Below are 20,245 nucleotides of genomic sequence, written 5' to 3'. Positions count from 1 at the left end.
CTGTATTAGTTCCGACTTGATCTGACATTTCCTCTTGAAACAAAAGAGGTTCTCCTTTTTGATGGAAATACTAACGAACCATCAAAACAGGGCACCATGCCCAAGGAGAACCACATGTCCAGTTTCAATCAAAACATTATAAAACACAAGATTGGTCTGCTGAATCTGGCTGAAGAGCTTGGAAATGTTTCAAGAGCTTGCAAGTTGATGGGCTTTTCTCGTGATACTTTTTATCGGTATCAATCAGCCAAGGATGAAGGTGGAGTCGAAGCTCTTTTTGATAAATCCCGCCGCAAGCCAAACCTGAAAAATAGAGTTGATCAGGCTATCGAAGATGCAGTCTTTGTTTACGCAACTGACTTCCCTGCTCATGGACAAACAAGAGCCAGTAACGAGCTAAGAAAATTAGGTGTCTTTGTTTCGCCGTCCGGCATTAGATCTATTTGGATGCGACATGGTCTCCATAATTTTAAGCTCCGTCTGAAGGCTTTGGAAAAGATTTCAGCAGAACAAGGAATCGTCCTTACCGAAGCACAGGTTCAAGCTTTGGAAAGAAAAAAGGATGACGACATTGCTTACGGGGAAATCGAAACAGCCCATCCTGGCTATCTTGGCAGCCAAGACACCTTTTATGTTGGTACGATAAAGGGTGTAGGCCGGATCTATCAGCAGACCTTCGTAGACACCTACTCCAAGTGGGCAGCAGCAAAACTCTATACGACCAAAACACCAATCACTGCCGCTGACATGCTGAATGATAAGGTTGTTCCCTTCTTTGCTGAACAGGATATGGGGATTTTGCGTATTCTCACTGATAGAGGCACAGAATATTGCGGTAATTTAGAAACACATGATTACCAGTTGTTTCTTGGCGTTTGTGGCATTGAGCACACAAAAACAAAAGTACGCCATCCACAAACAAACGGGATCTGCGAACGTTTCCACAAAACTATTTTAAATGAATTCTATCAGGTGACGTTCAGGCGCAAAATATATTCATCGATTGATCAATTACAGGAAGATTTGGATCTTTGGATAGATGAATATAACACGCAACGTTCTCATCAAGGGAAAATGTGTTGCGGTCGAACACCATTCGCAACTATGATAGAGGCCAAACCACTTTGGGATGAAAAGGTCCAAAGTTTAGACTAAACTGACAATTGCAGCTCCATCAAAAAGGCAGGCTGTCAGATCAAGTATGAACCACTACATTTAATCATCCAAAAACCGGCTTTTTCACCTGTTGATTTAAGTTCAAATGACGTTTCAACTCTCGCTCCATCATAAGTCATCTTATCATCATCAATAACGTATTTTGTTAGCTTTTTAACATTCTTACCGTCTTTGTCTTTTACAGGTTTAACAGTCACAGAACCAAATCCAAAATCGTTATCAGAACAGATTGCAAGGGTTTTCATGTCAGGGAGAAGAGCAAGTCCTTCGGCCTTTTCAGGTTTCCATCCATAATCACGGAGACTTATAATTTTCTTCTTTTCAGCCATTTTTATGCTGAGAGATTTCAACTCATCAACACCTGAAACCATTTCGAGTTCCTCACCTTTCTCTGTTTTCTTATCTGTAAGGTCAGTTGCATCCTTTATATCAATCAAATAAATTATATTACGCAAGCCGTCCTTTCCTGATCCTTGTTCGATAATCAAAAATTCCGTATCACTTACAGCGTGAAGATCACCAATCTTGACATCCTTACATTTTTTATAAGCGTCAACATCAACGGGATAAGCGAACATCTTTGTTTCACAAGTCTCAGGATCAAGTAATACCAGACGGGTAAAAGGAGCTTTACTTGATGCAACTTTTCCATCGACATCGCAAATAGACTGAATAGCTCCTAGAACTTTATTCGAAGGAGTTACTGCAATTCCTTCCATTCCTCGGTTGGGTTGACGTTTTGCGAGAATATCAGGCAGTCCGTCTCCCGGAGAATACTTTTTAATTATACGGCCTGTGTTCACATCCATTTTAGCTATAAACGGACCATATTCATCACAAATCCAGAGGTTTCCATCTTTACGGTCAATAGCTATCCCTTCGGTATCCAACCCTTCTTTATCATAGCTGAGGATCTTATATGTATCGGACAACGGTATTTCACCAGTAGAACCAACAAGGCCTACAGGTAAAGGACGTCCTGAGATTCTTTGGCCGTTCATGTCTTTAATTTCAATGAGACTCATAAGAGTAACTTTTCCGTCTTTAAGACCTATTGCTCCGTATGAAGGAGTAAAATCAGGGGCGGGAAAAACCTTTGACGGCACCTTTTTGCCATCAACTAAAACATAAGGACTGGCCGCATTGGGACCACGATCACCAATTGCATAAAAAATTCTGGTACCATCTTTGGCCATCCCTACATAAGTCATACCTGAGCCTATCCCGATAGGAAAACCTTCAGAAAAACGATCAGCATATTTCCCATTGTACGAAACATTGTACTTTAGAGGAGTTTCTATTTCATATTTCTCAATTTCAAAATCAGCGGCACATGCAAACCCGACATTCAGGGCAAGCAAAGCTCCTGCAACGATAAATTTCTTAAACATTAGTGTAGCCTCCTTTTTTTAAGATCAGCTACACCTTTTCCGGCAAACATAGGTTTCAATCAAGTTACAAATGAAACACTAATGTAAATTTATCAAAGTATTATTAATTAATGATAGTCTCAGACATTTTTTAATCAATAAAGTGACTTAACGCTTCTTTAAGATCCAGATGCTCAAAATTAAATCCGGCTGTTATCAGTCTTTCAGGTAATACAAACTGACCGTTTAACAGCACTTCTTCTGCCATCTGACCGAGTATAATCTTAAGAATAAATGCAGGCACCCGTAAATAAACAGGCTTATCTAAAACCTGCCCAAGTGTTTCCATAAACTTATTCGAAGTTACAGGGTGCGTTGAACTCAAATTATAAACACCCTTACAAGATTTGTTTTCAATCAAATAAATAATTGCCCTGACTTCATCATCAATATGAACCCAAGAAACGCCTTGATGACCATTCCCGAGATAACTCCCCAGACCCAACTTAAAAGGGACGATCATTTTACTCAGAGCTCCGCCATATCCTAAAACCATACCTGTTCGAACAATTGCCCTTCTAACTCCATGCGTTTCGACTCCGGCGGTCGAAGCTTCCCACTTTTTAGCAACTTCAGCCAAAAAAGAATCGCCGGCCGGGGACTCCTCAGTAACCGGTTCAGCTCCTGTTGGACCGTAATAACCTGTAGCCGAGGCTTGTATTACGACCTTCGGACGAACTTTTGCTCTTGCAACAGCTTCATTTACAGCCTGTCCTGCTGCTAATCTACTGCTTAAAATTCTATTTTTTTTAGCCTCATTCCAACGACCTGAAGCTATGTTTTCCCCGGCAAGATTTACTATTGCAGTAGCGCCTTCTGCAAATTCCTCCCAACCCGATGAAGACTCTCCATCCCAAACAACATTTCTTACGCCGGAAATATCAGAAACTCTTGTCGATCTTGTTAAAGAAAAGACTTGATATCCTTTAACTGCCAGAGCTTTACTTAACTTTTTGCCTATAAATCCGGTTCCGCCCGTGATAACAACTCGCATAAGCCCCCCTGCTAAACTCTAAAACTAAATTATCTCATCGATTCACGCTCTTCGATTTTACCGGAGACAGGCAGTTTAATAATAAAACGCGTCCAACTACCCGGCAAAGAAGTAACTTCCATACTCCCTTTGTGGTGATCAGTAACAATAAAATAAGATACGGACAGCCCAAGCCCGGTTCCCTTTCCGACTCCTTTCGATGTAAAAAAAGGCTCAAAAATTCTCTTACATTTTTCCTCATCAACTCCAGGACCGTTGTCTTCAATTTCAACAACAGCCATATCATTCGCTCTCTGCACTCTGAGTGTAAAACGTGGATATTCGCCATTGTAATTCTTTTCAGCCATAGCTTCGGCTCCATTCTTAAATAAATTAAGAAAAACCTGCTGAATTTCATTACCTTCGCAAAAAACAGCCGGAAGATCAGGAGCGTAGTCACGGACAATTTCTATCTTTCGAAAGTCGTACTCCTTCGCCAGATCATAATCATTCGAAATTAGTTCCAAAGTTCTATCCATAATTTCAGTTATGCTGTGAAGTTTAAAGTTCTTATCACTTTTGCGACTGAAACTGAGCATGTTGCTCACAATCTGAGCTGCACGGCTGCAAGAATCCTGAATTGCATCCAGCATTCTTGGAACTTCTCTTTTTTCTAAATAGTTACGAACATTCTCAAGTGAAACGTCACATTCCTTTGCAATGTCTTCATTCTGTAGGACTTCGGAAAAAATACGCCTTTTAATATTTTGCACAGACCCAAGAATCACAGCTAAAGGATTGTTGATCTCATGCGCCATACCCGCCGCAAGACCTCCCAAAGACATCATTTTCTCCGTCTGCATTAACATCTGTTCCATATTAATGCGCTCGGTTACATTATCAATAATGATAACAGCTCCTTGAACGTCATTAGAAAGTAAGGGATAAATAGTCACATCTTCATAATGAATTTCACTACTCCCCTTCCAATTCCGCTTACGCGAAACATGTTCTTGACGAGTGTTTATAGTATGGGGAATAAACTCAACTTCTTCTCGCAGATGAGGTATGACTAACTCCAAAGACCGACCTACAACCTCTTTGGGAGACAATCCCGTAACACGCTCAGCCTCAGTATTCCATTGTGTAATAATACCTTTTTGATCAACACCGATAAGCATGGATGGCATAGAATTAATAACATTAGTTAAATAACTTTGAACTTTTCTAAGTTGCTCTTCGGCTTGATGACGTTCAGATAATTCACGAGTTAATTCCGCTGTTTTTTCTTTAACCCGAAGCCGAAGCATCCAAGACCACAAAATAAAAAATGCGAGAAAAGCGATAAGAGGAGTCAAAATCCATATCGCATATTGAGCATACTCACGATACACAGATTTACGTTCGTAAACACCGAACCACTTATTATAAATTTCATCATATTTGCCGGAATTTTTGATTAAGGACAAACCCTCATTGAGCTGCCCAAGAAGTTTTTTATCTCCTTTATGTACAGCAAAACAGTAATCACCCGGCTCAATAGGAGGTCCAACAGTTATGATATTAGTAATGTTTTCTTTCTTAGCCCAAAAAAGATTTTGTAATTTTCCGAGCAAAGCGACGTCATACTTACCTGAAGCCAAAAGCTTCAAAGCTTCAATTTGAGAACGAACCTGAACAATCTTAGCGTCAGGATAATTTTTCACAACGTAATCGTTCATAATGTCGCCACGCTGAACAAGAATTTCCTTTCCGGAAAGATCATCTAAAGAACGTATATCAGAGCCTTGACGAACAAAAATTGCATGAGAAACAATATTATGAGGCATAGAAAAATCAACAAATTTAGCACGTTCAGGAGAATAATACATACCTGTTAAAGCATCAATTTCTCCACGTTTCAAGGAACTGAGAACCTCATTCCATGACCCGAGATCAATTTTAATATGCAGTCCCATAACCGCAGCGACAGCACGCATTATGTCAACATTAAACCCTGAAGGGATACCGTTATCGAGAAATTCGTAGGGAGGATAATTATAATCTCCCTGAACAAGAATGTGAGCGGCAAATACTTTGGCTGGAAAAACGAAAAGACATAGCAAAAAAGTAAAAATTATAAACAAATCTCTGACGTGAAAATTCGAAGTCATTAAAATCTCCGAGTACTTTCTACAGGTCCAACGGAACTGTCCATGAATTTGCTTCACCCATTTTCACTTACAACAACACCATCATAGAATAGCTAAATTTCTACTCTTAATAACAATAAACCATTTTTTTATAATGATGTCCAGATCACAAAAAAAGAGCAGACTCATTCCATAACGTATTAATTACTATAAATATTTTAATTAATACTTTAGAATAAGCTACTGTAAAATAAGAATAAAACAAGTTCTAAGAAAGGGAGTGGTAAATATATTCTGCAGATATAAACAATAAAGAGTGTGAACTGATATCAATCATTTTTTAGAAAAAGAATTAGTGAAAACACAAATTATTATTTAATTAGATCTTCTTAAAATCTAAGCGGCTTTCAAGCTGCGCATCATAAATTTAAGAGCCTCATCGTATAATTTGGGAGGACTGTATGGAGTTAAAAGTTTAGTTCGAACCGCACCTACAAGGTTACACAAAACAACAGAAGCTGTCTCCGCTACCAACAAATTAGGGATGGAACCGTCCCGAACTCCCCGTGCAACACAATTTTCCAGCAAAACAGGGATCTGAGCAAATTTATGGACCATAGCATCCCGATCCGCTCCCGTTTTAAGATCGCTAAAAGGTGAACAGCGAACAAGAACTAGAAAATCTTCATCTGGATCAATTGAAAATTCCAGATAACGTTTAGCGAACCTGTATACAGCATCATAACCATTTTCTGCCTGTAAAACCTCGTCCTGAAGAGTAGAACTAAGTCTTTCAGCTACATCAAATCCGGCTTCTTTGAACAGTTTTTCCTTGTTTCCATAATGATGTGAAAGCAGTCCGACCGCAACACCTGCCCGGTCAGCAATCTTCTTAAAGGTTGTGCCGCTATATCCAAGTTCACCGAATATCTCTTTAGCTGTTTTTAAAACTATTTCTTTTTTTGTCATCAAGAATCTCTTTTTTTACTTTAATATCTATAATAATAAAAATATTTTTACGTAAATCCTTTGTAAACGTCAACGCTACACTAAAAAGACAAAAGCCCCTCTGGGAAGAGGGGCTACTGCTTTAAGGAATGGAAACTGAAGGTGGGTTTACTAACTGATCAATAAAAAACTGCTGCTAACAATTATATCTTAACTAAACAGTGATATTTAAATGATCTAATCAATGCCTGACAACCTTAAAATACGATGCGGTCGCATTTTAAGGTTGTATCTAAGCTATTTCACATTGTAAAATGCGGTAGAAAATTTCTACTTTTTTTGCCGCCGCCATTCACACTCCATGTCAAGACCCCTACAGTCTTAATTGAAGGAATTCTACAGCTGCAAAAGACAACATCAAACCTTGCACAATCCGCTCAGATCAATCTTGATCGGCATCAACTGAGACAGTATCTACGTTCAGTTTTTATTTTTGTCAACAAATTGTGAAAAAATATTTAACAAAATACTTTTTCACATAAACCCTATTTATACCTGACTAATAAAATACAATTGGACAATTTACATCATATAAAAACTTAAATACATATAATAAAAACACAATTAATACCCTTAAAAAACACTGATTGATCATTCAACTTAGACCTATATTGTCGACTTACAAATTACGAATTTTAAATTATAAAATAATTATTAACTTCTTAACCGGGTTGCGCCTCACTCAAGGTTCAAGTAATGTATAAAAAATTACAGGAGAACAGTAAGCATGATTTTTTCAAAAATATTAATCCCTGTTGACGGCTCAATACACTCAGACAACGCTGTAAAATATGGCTTTGATCTGGCCGAAATGTGCGGAGCGAAAGTAATCCTGTTGCACTGCCACCCTCCTGTTCCATCCGGACTGGGTGAACCTAATTTTCAAAAAGCTATAGACACAGCAACCCGTAACTCTTACGCTATTCTTCAAAAATACATGGACGACCCTCAGGCTGAAAAAATATCACTTAGTGATAAAACTATTGGCGGAGATACAACTAACTCAATAATAACAGTATCAGAAACTGAAGAATGCGACTTGATTATAATGGGATCAAAAGGAAAATCAGACTTAGAAGGGTTACTCATTGGTAGTGTTACACATAAGGTGTTGAACACCGCGAATTGTCCTGTTTTAATAATAAAATAGATTCACTAACGATTAAACACAGTTATTTTTTAAATGTATTTTTTTCTCTTAAAAATCAGATTGTAATTAAATAATTTTTAATTTAATTTAATACAAATAATCTATTTAACTTGAATCTCTGAATAAAATTTAATTATATTTTCCTAACCCACAGGGAGAGGTGCATGCGGCTTTTGACAAGATCTGACTTTGACGGTTTAGCTTGTGCAGTCCTTCTAACAGATATCGGAATTATGGATAACTGGATGTTTGTCCATCCTAAAGATGTTCAGGACGGCAAATACCCCGGAGACCCCAACGACATCGTTGCAAACGTTCCGTATATCGAAGGTTGCGGATACTGGTTTGACCACCACTCCAGTGAAGAAGAGCGACTTGGAATGGATCTTGATTTTCAGGGAATGTCCAGAAAAGCAAAAAGTGCTGCAAGGGTCATCTGGGAATACTTCGGCGGACATGAAAAATTCGACGATAAATTCGACGAAATGCTATACTATGTTGATAAAGTAGATAGTGGCGACCTTACAGCTGAAGAAGTCGAAAACCCGATCGGATGGATCATGCTCGGTTTCATTATGGACCCGAGAACAGGACTGGGACGATACAGACATTTCAATGTAAGTAACTATCAGTTGATGGAAAACTTAATCGAATATTGCCGGACTCTTAACATTACCGAAATTCTTGAACTGCCTGATGTTAAAGAACGTATAGACCTTTACCTTGAAAGAGATCAACAATTCCGGGATATGCTCAAAAACAGAGCAGAAGTCTTTGCAAATGTTTTGATATTAGACCTTCGTGAACAAGATGAAATTTATCCCGGTAACAGATTCACAGTATACTCGATGTTCCCACAGTGTGATGTAAGTATTCAGATTATCTGGGGTAAACTGAAACAAAACACAGTATTTTCTATCGGATACAGTATTATTAAGCGCACCTGTAAAGTTGATGTGGGTAGCACACTTCTGGAATACGGCGGTGGTGGCCACAAGCAGGTTGGAACATGTCAGGTCCCCCACGATCAGGCTGATGCAGTTCTCGGAGAACTGATCGCGAAATTTATGAACAAGTAATCACTACTAATTAACTACACATAGAGCCGCCATAATCGACGGCTCTTTTTTTGCTTCTTATGTTTAGTTAAGATTGACATTTCTCATTTTTTGTTAATAATAAATACACATTTTAATTTCAGAAAACAAAAAAACGAGAACCTTTAAGCCCTATGAATTATATAAAAAGTACTGATTTTTTCCTTCCTGAAACAAAAAATATAACCGCGCTTCCTTTTTATATCTCAGAAGTCGCCGCCGGTTTCCCTTCTCCGGCCGATGATTATATCGATAAAAAAATGGACTTGAATGAACACCTTATCAACCACCCTGCCGCAACTTTTTTCGTCCGTGCATACGGAGACTCTATGCAGGACGCAAATATTGAATCTGGAGATATACTGATTGTAGATCGAGCTTTGGAAGCAATTAATAATTCGATTGTAATTGCAGTATATAACGGAGAGTTAACGGTCAAAAGGCTAAAACAAACTGGAAATAAATTATTCCTCATGCCTGAAAATAAAGATTACCCAGTACTGGAAGTAACTAAAGAAACCTCTTTCGAGATATGGGGAGTTGTAACCTACATCATTCATAAAGCTGGATCATGAAAATTTTAGCTCTGGTTGATTGCAACAATTTCTATGTTTCCTGTGAACGAGTTTTTGTCCCGTCATTGCAGAACACTCCGACCGTGGTTTTATCAAATAATGACGGCTGTGTTATCGCACGCTCACAAGAAGCAAAAACTATTGGAGTTCCTATGGGAGCGCCTGCATTCAAATATAAAGCTTTTTTTGAAAAACACGGTGTGCGCGTATTTTCATCAAACTACGCACTCTATGGAGATATGTCGCAACGAGTTGTTAACACTCTCTCAACCTTTGCACCATCAATGGAAGTCTATTCTATAGATGAATCTTTTCTGGAATTCTCCGGGGCGGATTTAAAAAATCTAAATGAAATAGGACAAAAAATAAGACAAAAAGTCTTAAAGTGGACAGGAATCCCAGTATCCGTAGGTTTCGGAATCACAAAAACCCTTGCTAAGGCTGCTAATAAATTTGCTAAAAAGGAAAAATGGACAAACGGAGTATTCGAACTTTGCGACACGCATAAAAACGAAGATTTTCTAAAGCAGATTCCAGTAAATGACATTTGGGGGATCGGCAGAAAAAACGGTAAAAAATTATCAGATCATAATATTACAAGTGCGTATCTTTTTAAAGAACTGCCCGACTTATGGATTAAAAAAAATCTGACAGTTACGGGACTACAGACAGCAATGGAATTGCGCGGTATCCCCTGTTTCACTTTAGATAAATCCCAACCAGCTAAGAAAACCATTGTTACGTCCAGATCTTTCGGAAAACCCATTTTAAGTTTGCCGGAACTGGAAGAATCAGTTGCATCTTACGTGACCAGAGCCGCTGAAAAATTAAGAAAACAGCAATCACTTGCTGGAGGAATAATGGTTTATATTGAAACCAATATACACAACACTCTTCCGCAATATTCAAATTCCGCAACAATAAAATTTCAAATAGCAACGGACTACACTCCCGAACTTATTTCAGCCGCTGTCAAAAGCCTTAGATCAATTTACAAGACCGGATACCGATTCAAAAAAACAGGAGTAGTTCTGCTGGATATCATTAATAAAAATAACCGGCAGGCAAATATTTTAGAGTTTACAAACAATATCAAAAACGAAAAGAAAAATAATCTGATGAAAATTCTGGATGCGGCAAACACCAGATTCGGCAAAGGGACTTTGAACTATGCTTCGGAAGGAATTAATCAATCTTGGCAGATGAGCAGAAATTTTAAATCTCCGGACTATACTACATGCTGGACGGAACTTCCTGAAATAAAATAATATATTCCAGTCTAACAGCATGATAATTATCAATTCAGAAATCAAACGGATATTACTTTTGTACTGCTCCCCATATCTGCTAAAACTTGCTCATTCCAAAAGATTAGGGCATGAACAAAAAAGAAGTAAAAAGCTACCGAAACCATTTTTAGCAAAAAAGGAATAATCCTATATATGATGAATAATTCGTCTGCCCGACTAATAAAAACCGTCAAACTTATGGGTGCCCCCCTGATTCTTGCCATCCTTCTTACAGGATGCGGAACAAAAGAGGAGGCTGCCGGCCTTCACCAGACAGGAACTGTAGCATTCATGCTTAACTGCGACGAGTCTGCAGCGACCTATTTTAAGAAGGCTCTTGATGCCAACCCAGAATTCGGTCCCAGCTACATAATGCTCGGAGACTGTTACCTTCGTGAAGGTAAAAATCAGGAAGCAGTCGATATCATCCTCAAAGGATTCGAAATGAATCTTGATGAAGGTCAAGAAAGACTTGCACACAGAAAACTGGCCCGCGCTTATAAAGAGCTAGCTCAACCTGAAAAGGCTCTTGAACACATCACTATCTATACAAGAATGTCAGTGTATCAAGAAAAATTTAGTCCTCAAAAACTAAATGATACTGAACGATTTGTAGCAGAATTACCTCTTCCGGAAGGACATGAAGTTGTTTCTGTTTCCAAAATAATGGAAGACACCATTAAAGCCAGAGAAAGTTCTAAAACGGCAAAAGAGAATGAATCAAGCCTGTTAGATATGTTCGACATTATGTAAGATTACTCTTAACACCTTAAAATCCCGCACCCTGCAAAAGAGTGCGGGATTTTTTTTTGACAAAACAGCCCTTGCGACAGATTTTTACAAATTTGACGACAGGCTGTCTTTGTTTTATCAGATCAACCTATAGTAGTTTAATATGGCAACCTTGCTTAAAAACAATAACAGACTGCAAAACTGATAGAATTTAGAAAATCAAGCATCTTTATTGTTATCCAATTGGATAACGAGCTATAATTACTTGTATTTTTCATTAACCCTAACCTAATTAAAATTATACCTTCATAAGCGTTAATTTCATTTAACTTGACAGGTTCACCATTTGGCTTAAAAAGATTGCGTATTTTTTAAAAAAAATAGGTTTATTCTCCTTAATATATCGAACAAACTCGCAAGACTCAGGAGAGTCGCTTTGAAATCTCAAAAAGATAAAATATTAATTGCAAACAGAGGCGAGATTGCCGTGCGTATCATGCAGGCATGTAAAGATCTCGATCTCGATTTTGTCAGTGTATACACGACTGAGGATAAAGATTCAGGACACGTCACTCTTGCAAGAGAGCTCGGCGGGGAAGAATCACTTTACAAAATCAGATCCTACAACGATGCCGGTGATATTCTTTCCGTTGCAGATGAAACGCTTTGTACAGCGGTTCACCCGGGTTACGGTTTTTTTTCTGAAAACTACCGTTTTGCCCGCAGAGTAACAGAAAGAGACAGGCCAATGATTTTCATCGGTCCTTCATGGCGGGTTATTCGTGATCTTGGTGACAAGATTAACACCAAACGTTTAGCCAGAAAACTTGATGTACCTACAATTCCCGGCTCTGACCGGGCTATTTACGATGAACTGGAAGCAGAAGAAATTGCTTCTAATTTATTTGAATTCCAAAACGAACAAGGTGTTAAAAGCCCTGTAGTTCTTGTTAAAGCGTCAGCAGGCGGCGGTGGAATGGGAATCGATGAAGTCTACAGCATCGAAGAATTCCGCCAAGTTTACCGTCAAATCAGAAACTACTCACTGCGTACCTTTAATGATGAAGGTGTTCTTATTGAACAGCGCATATTCAACTTCAACCACCTTGAAGTCCAGATTGTTTCTGAAAAATCCGGTAAACACCATGTCCACTTCGGCACCAGAAACTGTTCGGTGCAAAGCCCCGGCAGACAGAAAAGAATCGAAGTAGCTCCAGGATTCTTCCCGGAAGGCATGACCTATTCTTTTGACGCTCAAAAAGTCATTAAAGATATTGTTGACCATTCATTAAGTATGGCTCACGAAATCAACTATGACAGCGTTGGCACATGGGAATGGATTGTAACTCCAAAGGGAGACCCTTTCCTAATGGAAGTAAATACTCGTATTCAGGTTGAAAATGGTGTTTCGGCTGAGATTTCAAGTATTAACGGCGACTCGAATGTGAATTTGATCAAAGAACAGATCAGACTCGCACTTGGTGAAGAACTTGGCTACACACAAGACGACATAACACTTAACGGTGTCGGGATTGAATATAGAATTATCGCAGAAGACACCGATGACAAATTCTCTCCATGGGCTGGAGAAATTGAAGAACTTCATTGGAAAGAACATCCGTGGCTCAAAATGCACACTCATATTCCTAAAGAACTGCCCTATCAGATCCCTACCGAATTTGACCCGAATCTGGCTCTAGCCATTATTTGGGGAAAAGACTTGAATGAAGCCAAAAAACGCGGACACGAATTCCTTAATGAATTCGTGCTGAAAGGAAAGGACAGAAAGAACATTTCACTTAAGTCCAACCTGAAGTTTCTGGCCAAAAAAACAAACAATCTACTGGAATTCTAATTATACATTATGGATATAGAAAAAAAACTGGATGGATTAATCAAGCGGGTCCAGTATGCGCGCGACATCCTCGGAGACACCGAGGACAGACGCCTTACTGCTTTTGCCCAAAAGCTTGACACCTTCCTAGATCGAAATATTAATCTGACTCAGGAAGAACTGTGGGATAAACTGAACACCGTAGCTGAAAGCCTCGCTGTTCTGGAAAAGGATATTGATAATACCCTTACTCCCATGGATAAAGTCCGTATTGTTCGTCATTCCGAAAGAATCTGTCTTAAAGACATTCTTGAAAATGTTTATGACAACTACACTGTTGTCGGCGGCAAGGATGACATGAGCATCGACCCCGGTATGGTTATTGCGCGAGCCTACATCTCTAGAAGAATCGGCAAAAAAGTGCATAATCAGCCCGTCATGGTAGTCGGACAGGAAAAAGGACACGGACAGGAATTCCGTAACGGCGGCTGTATCAAACCTTGGGGAAATGCTAACGCACTTCGCTATATGAAAGTCGCTGCCCGCGAAAATATTCCCATCCATACCTATGTCTTTACTCCCGGCTCATTCCCGATTGAAGACTACCCGGGTGCTGCTCAGCAAATTGCTGAAAACATCTATGAAATGTGCGGATTGGATGTTCCGATCATCTCCGTTATTTCAGAGGGTGGATCAGGCGGAGCAGAAGCCATTGCCATGGCGGATAAACGCCTCATGCTTTCCCACGGTTATTACTCGGTTATATCCCCTGAGGGTGCGGCTGCAATCGAAGGCAGACTTCGCGGTGGACAACGTGCCCCGACTGAGTTGATTGAGTCTTGCGCCAAAAATCAGCGCATTACTGCGAAAGACAACCTCGGATTCGGTTACATCGACGGTATTATCAAGGAACCCGCACTAGGTTCCCGCCCTGAACATTTTGAATTTTATAAAACTATAAGAGCTGAAGTTATCAGAGCCACTGATGAAATCGTTTTAAGCGTGAAAGGCCTTAGTCCGTTTCGTGGCGTAGCGATTAAAAGCCGTAATAAAAAAGAACTGACGGATGAATCTGTATTTGTACGCTGGTCTATCAACAGCAATGAAAAAGACCGCTTGCTGTGGAAGAGGTATAAAAAATACCGTCGAATGGCTCAAGATGCCTACGAAGATAAAAGAACTCTGGTAGAAAAAATCAATTCTGCGAAAGTGGATGCTATGGCTGCTGCTTATTCCACTATCCGCTATGATTTAATAAAAAAATATCAATCCAAACTTCAAAGATTTGTTGAAGAAACTAAAGACGAACTTCATGTCATAACGAATAAAGTTGACCAATTGAAACAACGCGTTATAGGCAAAGTCGGATTTTCTACCAAGGAAAGCTCCGAAGTCGAATTTGCTTTGACAAAACTTTCCGCACAGAAAGATGACGATATTCCACCAGCAGATTATAGACATTTTGTCAGCCCCAGAGCTTCAGAAGACAGGGAAATAACCTGCCCTAATGCTGAAAAAGACGGCTGCCTTGAAATATGGTCACGTGATCTGTTTGACGAATTCGGCGGGGTCTGTCCTACTTGCGGCCATCACTTCCCTATGGAATACCGTTGGTATCTTGCCAATGTATTTGACTGGGGAACTGTGCGCGAATTCAATAAATCAATTTGCGCATCCAACCCGACCAACTTTCCTAACTATCAGAACAGGCTGGACGCGGCGAAAGAAAAAACCGGACTACAGAGCGGTTGTATTACTTTTGAAGGCCATATTAAACACACCAAAGTCACTTGCGCTACACTTGTCGCCCCCTTCAGAGGTGGATCAGTCGGCGCTGCGGAAGGTGAAAAGTTTATTCGCGCCCTCGAACTTGCCGGTAAAAAGAGATATCCATTTCTGGCATATGTTCACGGAACTGCCGGAATCAGGATTCAGGAAGGAACAAACGGACTGATCCAAATGCCGCGCTGTACTCTCGCAGTTCGCCGTTACATTGAATCTGGCGGACTATATATCGTTTTATATGATACAAACTCCTACGCAGGACCTGTCGCCAGTTTTCTAGGCTGCTCACCATATCAGTACGCAGTTCGTTCATCCCGTCTCGGTTTTGCCGGTCCCGGGGTTATTAAAGAAACTACAGGACTCGACATTCCACCGGATTACCATTCCGCTTACAACGCTCTCTCCCGTGGTCACATTCAGGACATCTGGGACCGCAGAGACATCCGCAGAAATCTGCATCAGGCTTTTCTTACCGTTGGTGGAAGAAACCTGTACTACAGATAGTAAGCATCCCCGAACAAAATCAAAAAGCCTCTTTCTGCTTAGTAGAAAGAGGCTTTTTTTATTATTTTTAAAGTGATCGACTAGAAAAAATCAGGATCAATTGCAGCATGCCCATTTGCGAGCATAGTTTTATAAAACCTGACTATTTTTTCATCGACCGGAACAATTGGAAAGTTCTTACGGCACGAATCACATTGAACCATAACAGGCCGTGTAGGAGCAACAAAGGGAACAGATCTTTCACAAAAAGGACAGGGATATAGAAAAATTATTTCCATCCCGCTTGGACGGACAGGAGATAACGGCTTTCCAGATTCAGACATTTTTAACTCTCAATAAGATTTTTACCGGTCATTTCCTTTGGAACAGGAATGCCCATTGAATTCAGAATAGTAGGAGCTATATCACACAAAGCTCCGGAAGAAGGAGTTCGTCCTTTAAAAACGTCACCTATGAAAATTAAAGGAACTTCATTCAAACTGTGGGCTGTCTGAGGTCCGCCGTCAGCGTCAATCATCTCTTCCGCATTACCATGATCAGCAGTAAGGAAAACCTGCCCGCCAAGCTTGGTAACGGCTTCAATAATTCTAGCGACACAGGCATCGACAGTTTCACAGGCTAAAATGGCCGCAGGGATTATTCCGGAATGTCCAACCATGTCCAGGTTGGCAAGGTTACAAATACACAAAGAATAATCCGGCAGAATATTAATAAGTTTTTCAGTAACTTCTTCGGCGCTCATCTGCGGTTTCTGATCGTATGTAGCCACTTCACGGGGCGAAGGAACAAGAATTCTATCCTCATTAGGAAAAGGTTCTTCCCTTCCGCCATTCATAAAATATGTAACATGTGCATATTTTTCCGTTTCAGCAATTCTCAACTGTTTGAGTCCGGCATTCGATATTACTTCTCCAATAGGATTAGTAATATTTTGCGGAGGAAAGGCTACAGGAAAAGGAAAATCACCTTCATAACGAGTCATGGTCACGAAGTCGCTAAAAGCAGGAACAACAGGACGTTCAAATTCATTAAAATCTTCGTCGTTTAAAATCCTGCACATCTGACGAGCGCGGTCTGCCCGGAAATTAAAAAAGAAAACACCATCTTCATCAAGCATCAGTCCGTGAGTTTCAACAAGAACTCGCGGCTTAATGAACTCATCAGTTTCACCTGCTTCGTAGGCATCTTCAATCGCTTTAACCGGATCAAAAGCCTCGACACCTTCGCCAAGAACCAAAGCACGATAGGAAATTTCATTCCGTTCATAATGATTATCGCGATCCATTGAATAATATCGGCCCGAGATGGTCGCAACCTTCCCGATTCCGATTTCATTCATCTTATCGACCAGTTGGCGCATGTATTCTTTGCCTTTAGTAGGCGAAGTATCTCGCCCATCCATAAAAGCATGGACGAACACTTCACTTACTCCGGCATCCTTAACTACTTTAAGCAAAGCAAAAAGATGATTGATATGTGAATGCACTCCACCATCCGAAAGCAGCCCCATAAAATGGAGACGCCCACCGGAGGCTTTCACATTATCAATTAAATCGCATATTGCATCATTCGTAGCGAATTTTTCTTTCTCAATATCAATATCAATCCGAGTCATGTCCTGATAAACAACGCGTCCGGCTCCGATGTTGGTATGACCAACTTCAGAATTTCCCATAAAACCATCAGGTAAACCGACAGCTCTACCAGAACATTTGAGATGCGTATTAGGATAAGTCTTAAAAAGACTGTCCAAAACCGGAGTATTGGCAAGCTGCACAGCATTACCTTTACCAGCCGGGGCAATTCCCCATCCGTCTAGAATAAGGAGAACTGTGGGAGTACCGGACTGCTCTGACATGATATAGACCTCAAAACGGAGACTCGTGGCCTACCGGTTAATATCCAATTCAACTTTAGTCCCTTCGGACCACAATCCTTCAACATTATAAAAACCACGATTATCTTCCTGAAAAATATGGATGATAATATCGTTCAAATCGAGAAGAATCCAATCTCCGGTCTGGTAACCTTCCATTCCAAGATACTCAATATTTCCAGTTGAAAGCTTCTCGAGAGTGTTATCAGCCAATGACTGAGCGTGACGAATACCTTTTGCACTGACAACCATTACTATTTCTGAAATCGGACAAATCCCGGTTACATCAATAGCTATAAGGTCAATTGCTTGTTTTTCATCCAGCCATTCTGCAACGAGCTGAAGTTTGTCCTGAGTCTCGATCTCTTTAAATTTTTTACTTTTAGTTTTCATTCTTTTATATTTTATTAACTCGGCGCCCCCTTAAACAAAGGAACGCACTTTGAAGAAACTGCGAAAAACAGGATATAGGGTTTTAAATCCCCTGCGCGATATTCATCCGTCATGAACAACCATGCACAGTCCCACTCACAGTATTTAACCTACAATATGATTATATAGAGAATTTATGCCCGGTACGCAATCAATACCATCAAAAACACTGAAAATAAGATACCGCACATTCAAACTTGACTGCGAGTAACTACTTATGAGATATAACCAAACAGGCTTAATCCCAGTTTTTTCTTTTCAGATTCATCTTTTTCGAAAATGACTAATAGCCAATTCTTGGCTACAGAGATAAGCACTAATAAAACTTTCAGGGCCATGGGTACACCCCTGTGGCTCTTTTTTTTCCCATAGATCTCCTTTTATACTAAGGAGTAAACAGGAGAGGAGGCAATTAATGATCTTCGATATAGATAAAGAAACAATGCCTAGAGAAGAATTGGAAGCACTTCAGCTTAAACGTTTGAAGCAACTTTGTGAACGCGTTTATGCCAATGTACCTTTCTACACAAAAAAGTTTAAAGAACTCGGAATTACACCCGATGATATCAATTCCCTTTCCGACCTTCAAAAATTGCCTTTTACCGAAAAGCAGGATCTGCGCAATCATTATCCTTTCGGTTTGTTCGCGGTCTCCCGTGAAAACATTGTAAGGATTCACTCTTCCTCAGGAACCACCGGGAAAGCAACTGTCGTGGGCTACACCAAACGCGACATTGCAAACTGGGCGGGTTTGATGGCTCGCGCGTTCGCAATGGCGGGAGCAACCCCGGAAGACATCATTCATAATGCTTATGGATATGGATTGTTCACCGGCGGACTCGGCGTACATTACGGAGCAGAAGCTCTCGGAGCTACTATCATTCCTATTTCCGGCGGCGGAACAAGACGCCAGATTATGCTTCTTAAAGATTTCGGTGCAACAGCAATTTGCTGCACACCTTCTTATGCTCTTTACTTGTACGAAACAGGAAAAGAGATGGGTATCGATTTCAGAGAATTACCACTTAAAGTTGGTATTTTCGGAGCGGAACCATGGACCGAATCCATGCGCAGAGAGATCGAAGATAAGCTTAACATCAAAGCTCTTGATATATATGGACTTTCTGAAATAATGGGACCCGGAGTCGCAATGGAATGTGCTGAAGCACAGGACGGACTACATATCATGGAAGATCATTTTATTCCTGAGATCATCAACCCTGATACAGGCGAGCTGGCCAAACCCGGTGAAGTCGGTGAATTAGTTGTAACCACACTCACAAAAGAAGGCATCCCACTCATCCGTTACCGTACCCGCGACCTGACAAAAATCACTTACACACCTTGTCGTTGCGGCAGAACACTTGCAAGAATGCAGCGCGTAAAAGGTAGAAGCGATGACATGCTGATCATTCGCGGCGTGAATGTATTCCCGTCTCAGATTGAATCTATTCTCATCGAAACCGAAGGATTGTCTCCACATTATCTGCTGGAAATCCATAGAGATGGAAACCTTGATATTCTTACTATCAAAGTTGAAGTCGCAGGAACCGCGTTCTCCGATGAAATTAAAAATTTACAGAGCCTCGAAAGAAAGATACAAAGAAATATCAAAGAATTCCTTGGTGTAACAGCCCGGATTAAACTGGTAGAACCTAACTCTATTGAGCGTTCGACCGGTAAAGCCAAAAGAATTGTCGACCTTCGCAACGAGAACCAATAACCGAACCCAATAAAAGCGAGGTACATTATGAAATGTGATCAGCTATCTATATTCCTTGAAAATCGTGCCGGAAGACTTGCAGAAGTAACCAGACTTCTCAGTGAAGCAAAAGTTAATATACGCGCTCTTTCCCTTGCCGACACTTCAGATTTCGGCATTCTACGACTCATAGTTTCTGACTTTGATAAAGCTCAGAAGACTCTGAAAGACGCAGGATTCACTGTTGGTAAAACAACTGTTGTCGCCGTCGTTGTCGATGATCATCCCGGAGGACTTCACAGCCTGCTGGAAATGCTCAGAAATGCCAGCATCAACGTTGAATACATGTACGCATTTGTTCAGCAAAGCGGTAATAATGCCGTCATTATCTTCCGCTTTGACCGTACAGATCAGGCAATTGAACTGCTTGCTGAGAATAATATCCAGATGATCCCCAGCGAAGAACTTTCAAAACTGTAGCAAACAACCTGTTATTATGATTTACTTGAAGGGCCGGGAATTTTTCCCGGCCCTTTTTTAATTTCAGGAG

Annotated in this window: 18 protein-coding genes; 10 read left to right on the top strand and 8 right to left on the bottom strand. The window is 40.3% G+C overall.

Translation table 11 applies throughout. The features are described 5' to 3' along the window. The first annotated feature begins 114 nt into the window (after positions 1 to 114). Positions 115 to 1,155 (top strand): IS481 family transposase, encoded by a 1,041-nt coding sequence (locus JEY82_RS03265; RefSeq protein ID WP_304082502.1) that lies wholly within the window; start codon positions 115 to 117, stop codon positions 1,153 to 1,155. 35 nt (positions 1,156 to 1,190) lie between these two features. Here JEY82_RS03265 and JEY82_RS03260 read toward each other — a convergent pair whose 3' ends face one another. The 4 genes from JEY82_RS03260 to JEY82_RS03245 form a co-directional block, all read right to left on the bottom strand. Beyond that, on the bottom strand, positions 1,191 to 2,567 hold the full coding sequence (locus JEY82_RS03260; protein ID WP_304082500.1) for an esterase-like activity of phytase family protein: 1,377 nt from the start codon (positions 2,565 to 2,567) through the stop codon (positions 1,191 to 1,193). Positions 2,568 to 2,697: 130 nt separating this feature from the next. Next, entirely contained in the window at positions 2,698 to 3,600 is a 903-nt protein-coding gene (locus JEY82_RS03255; RefSeq protein ID WP_304082498.1) for a TIGR01777 family oxidoreductase, read from the bottom strand. A gap of 29 nt (positions 3,601 to 3,629) precedes the next feature. Next, positions 3,630 to 5,732: a transporter substrate-binding domain-containing protein gene (locus tag JEY82_RS03250; RefSeq protein ID WP_304082496.1), complete on the bottom strand. Its 2,103-nt coding sequence runs from the start codon at positions 5,730 to 5,732 to the stop codon at positions 3,630 to 3,632. A gap of 375 nt (positions 5,733 to 6,107) precedes the next feature. Further along, positions 6,108 to 6,680 (bottom strand): TetR/AcrR family transcriptional regulator, encoded by a 573-nt coding sequence (locus tag JEY82_RS03245; protein ID WP_304082494.1) that lies wholly within the window; start codon positions 6,678 to 6,680, stop codon positions 6,108 to 6,110. 766 nt (positions 6,681 to 7,446) lie between these two features. Here JEY82_RS03245 and JEY82_RS03240 point away from each other — a divergent pair. The 7 genes from JEY82_RS03240 (at position 7,447) to JEY82_RS03210 (ending at position 15,685) form a co-directional block, all read left to right on the top strand. Further along, the gene (locus JEY82_RS03240; RefSeq protein ID WP_304082492.1) at positions 7,447 to 7,869 is read left to right on the top strand and encodes a universal stress protein; all 423 of its coding nucleotides are present in this window, start codon (positions 7,447 to 7,449) and stop codon (positions 7,867 to 7,869) included. A gap of 164 nt (positions 7,870 to 8,033) precedes the next feature. Continuing rightward, complete coding sequence (locus JEY82_RS03235; protein ID WP_304082490.1) at positions 8,034 to 8,948, top strand: exopolyphosphatase; 915 nt, start codon at positions 8,034 to 8,036, stop codon at positions 8,946 to 8,948. 152 nt (positions 8,949 to 9,100) lie between these two features. Further along, a complete protein-coding gene (locus JEY82_RS03230; protein ID WP_304082489.1) occupies positions 9,101 to 9,541 on the top strand; it encodes a LexA family transcriptional regulator in 441 nt (146 codons plus the stop codon). Continuing rightward, a complete protein-coding gene (locus JEY82_RS03225; protein ID WP_304082487.1) occupies positions 9,538 to 10,809 on the top strand; it encodes a Y-family DNA polymerase in 1,272 nt (423 codons plus the stop codon). Before JEY82_RS03230 ends, JEY82_RS03225 begins: the two co-directional genes overlap by 4 nt. A 174-nt stretch (positions 10,810 to 10,983) precedes the next feature. Then, positions 10,984 to 11,583 (top strand): lipopolysaccharide assembly protein LapB, encoded by a 600-nt coding sequence (locus JEY82_RS03220; RefSeq protein ID WP_304082485.1) that lies wholly within the window; start codon positions 10,984 to 10,986, stop codon positions 11,581 to 11,583. A gap of 415 nt (positions 11,584 to 11,998) precedes the next feature. Beyond that, on the top strand, positions 11,999 to 13,417 hold the full coding sequence (locus JEY82_RS03215; RefSeq protein ID WP_304082483.1) for a biotin carboxylase N-terminal domain-containing protein: 1,419 nt from the start codon (positions 11,999 to 12,001) through the stop codon (positions 13,415 to 13,417). 9 nt (positions 13,418 to 13,426) lie between these two features. Further along, on the top strand, positions 13,427 to 15,685 hold the full coding sequence (locus tag JEY82_RS03210) for a carboxyl transferase domain-containing protein (RefSeq protein ID WP_304082482.1): 2,259 nt from the start codon (positions 13,427 to 13,429) through the stop codon (positions 15,683 to 15,685). An 80-nt stretch (positions 15,686 to 15,765) separates the two neighbouring features. Here JEY82_RS03210 and JEY82_RS03205 read toward each other — a convergent pair whose 3' ends face one another. The 4 genes from JEY82_RS03205 to JEY82_RS03190 all read right to left on the bottom strand — a co-directional run bounded on the left by JEY82_RS03205 (position 15,766) and on the right by JEY82_RS03190 (position 18,331). Beyond that, a complete protein-coding gene (locus JEY82_RS03205) occupies positions 15,766 to 16,008 on the bottom strand; it encodes a hypothetical protein (protein ID WP_304082481.1) in 243 nt (80 codons plus the stop codon). A gap of 2 nt (positions 16,009 to 16,010) precedes the next feature. Then, positions 16,011 to 17,543: a 2,3-bisphosphoglycerate-independent phosphoglycerate mutase gene (gene gpmI, locus JEY82_RS03200; RefSeq protein WP_304082480.1), complete on the bottom strand. Its 1,533-nt coding sequence runs from the start codon at positions 17,541 to 17,543 to the stop codon at positions 16,011 to 16,013. Positions 17,544 to 17,573: 30 nt separating this feature from the next. Beyond that, positions 17,574 to 17,954, bottom strand: a complete 381-nt coding sequence (rsfS, locus tag JEY82_RS03195) for a ribosome silencing factor (RefSeq protein ID WP_304082479.1) — start codon at positions 17,952 to 17,954, stop codon at positions 17,574 to 17,576. A 254-nt stretch (positions 17,955 to 18,208) separates the two neighbouring features. Further along, positions 18,209 to 18,331 carry a hypothetical protein gene (locus tag JEY82_RS03190; protein ID WP_304082477.1) on the bottom strand — a complete coding sequence of 41 codons (123 nt, stop codon included), beginning with the start codon at positions 18,329 to 18,331 and terminating at the stop codon, positions 18,209 to 18,211. A 77-nt stretch (positions 18,332 to 18,408) separates the two neighbouring features. Here JEY82_RS03190 and JEY82_RS03185 point away from each other — a divergent pair, with 77 nt between their 5' ends. After that, positions 18,409 to 19,716, top strand: a complete 1,308-nt coding sequence (locus tag JEY82_RS03185; protein WP_304082476.1) for a phenylacetate--CoA ligase family protein — start codon at positions 18,409 to 18,411, stop codon at positions 19,714 to 19,716. A gap of 27 nt (positions 19,717 to 19,743) precedes the next feature. Beyond that, positions 19,744 to 20,175 carry an ACT domain-containing protein gene (locus tag JEY82_RS03180; protein ID WP_304082473.1) on the top strand — a complete coding sequence of 144 codons (432 nt, stop codon included), beginning with the start codon at positions 19,744 to 19,746 and terminating at the stop codon, positions 20,173 to 20,175. The last annotated feature ends 70 nt before the right edge of the window (positions 20,176 to 20,245 follow it).

The organism is Maridesulfovibrio ferrireducens (assembly GCF_016342405.1).
In the GTDB taxonomy this organism is placed as follows: domain Bacteria; phylum Desulfobacterota; class Desulfovibrionia; order Desulfovibrionales; family Desulfovibrionaceae; genus Maridesulfovibrio; species Maridesulfovibrio ferrireducens_A.
Note: the sequence above shows the minus strand (reverse complement) of the source record. Positions and strands in the feature narration are given on the sequence as shown.

Bases quoted from the DNA above. Each gene is read 5' to 3' on its own strand.
- JEY82_RS03265 (WP_304082502.1), top strand. From the start codon at position 115: ATGTCCAGTTTCAATCAAAACATTATAAAACACAAGATTGGTCTGCTG.
- JEY82_RS03260 (WP_304082500.1), bottom strand. From the start codon at position 2,567: ATGTTTAAGAAATTTATCGTTGCAGGAGCTTTGCTTGCCCTGAATGTC.
- JEY82_RS03255 (WP_304082498.1), bottom strand. From the start codon at position 3,600: ATGCGAGTTGTTATCACGGGCGGAACCGGATTTATAGGCAAAAAGTTA.
- JEY82_RS03250 (WP_304082496.1), bottom strand. From the start codon at position 5,732: ATGACTTCGAATTTTCACGTCAGAGATTTGTTTATAATTTTTACTTTT.
- JEY82_RS03245 (WP_304082494.1), bottom strand. From the start codon at position 6,680: ATGACAAAAAAAGAAATAGTTTTAAAAACAGCTAAAGAGATATTCGGT.
- JEY82_RS03240 (WP_304082492.1), top strand. From the start codon at position 7,447: ATGATTTTTTCAAAAATATTAATCCCTGTTGACGGCTCAATACACTCA.
- JEY82_RS03235 (WP_304082490.1), top strand. From the start codon at position 8,034: ATGCGGCTTTTGACAAGATCTGACTTTGACGGTTTAGCTTGTGCAGTC.
- JEY82_RS03230 (WP_304082489.1), top strand. From the start codon at position 9,101: ATGAATTATATAAAAAGTACTGATTTTTTCCTTCCTGAAACAAAAAAT.
- JEY82_RS03225 (WP_304082487.1), top strand. From the start codon at position 9,538: ATGAAAATTTTAGCTCTGGTTGATTGCAACAATTTCTATGTTTCCTGT.
- JEY82_RS03220 (WP_304082485.1), top strand. From the start codon at position 10,984: ATGATGAATAATTCGTCTGCCCGACTAATAAAAACCGTCAAACTTATG.
- JEY82_RS03210 (WP_304082482.1), top strand. From the start codon at position 13,427: ATGGATATAGAAAAAAAACTGGATGGATTAATCAAGCGGGTCCAGTAT.
- JEY82_RS03205 (WP_304082481.1), bottom strand. From the start codon at position 16,008: ATGTCTGAATCTGGAAAGCCGTTATCTCCTGTCCGTCCAAGCGGGATG.
- gpmI (WP_304082480.1), bottom strand. From the start codon at position 17,543: ATGTCAGAGCAGTCCGGTACTCCCACAGTTCTCCTTATTCTAGACGGA.
- rsfS (WP_304082479.1), bottom strand. From the start codon at position 17,954: ATGAAAACTAAAAGTAAAAAATTTAAAGAGATCGAGACTCAGGACAAA.
- JEY82_RS03190 (WP_304082477.1), bottom strand. From the start codon at position 18,331: ATGGCCCTGAAAGTTTTATTAGTGCTTATCTCTGTAGCCAAGAATTGG.
- JEY82_RS03185 (WP_304082476.1), top strand. From the start codon at position 18,409: ATGATCTTCGATATAGATAAAGAAACAATGCCTAGAGAAGAATTGGAA.
- JEY82_RS03180 (WP_304082473.1), top strand. From the start codon at position 19,744: ATGAAATGTGATCAGCTATCTATATTCCTTGAAAATCGTGCCGGAAGA.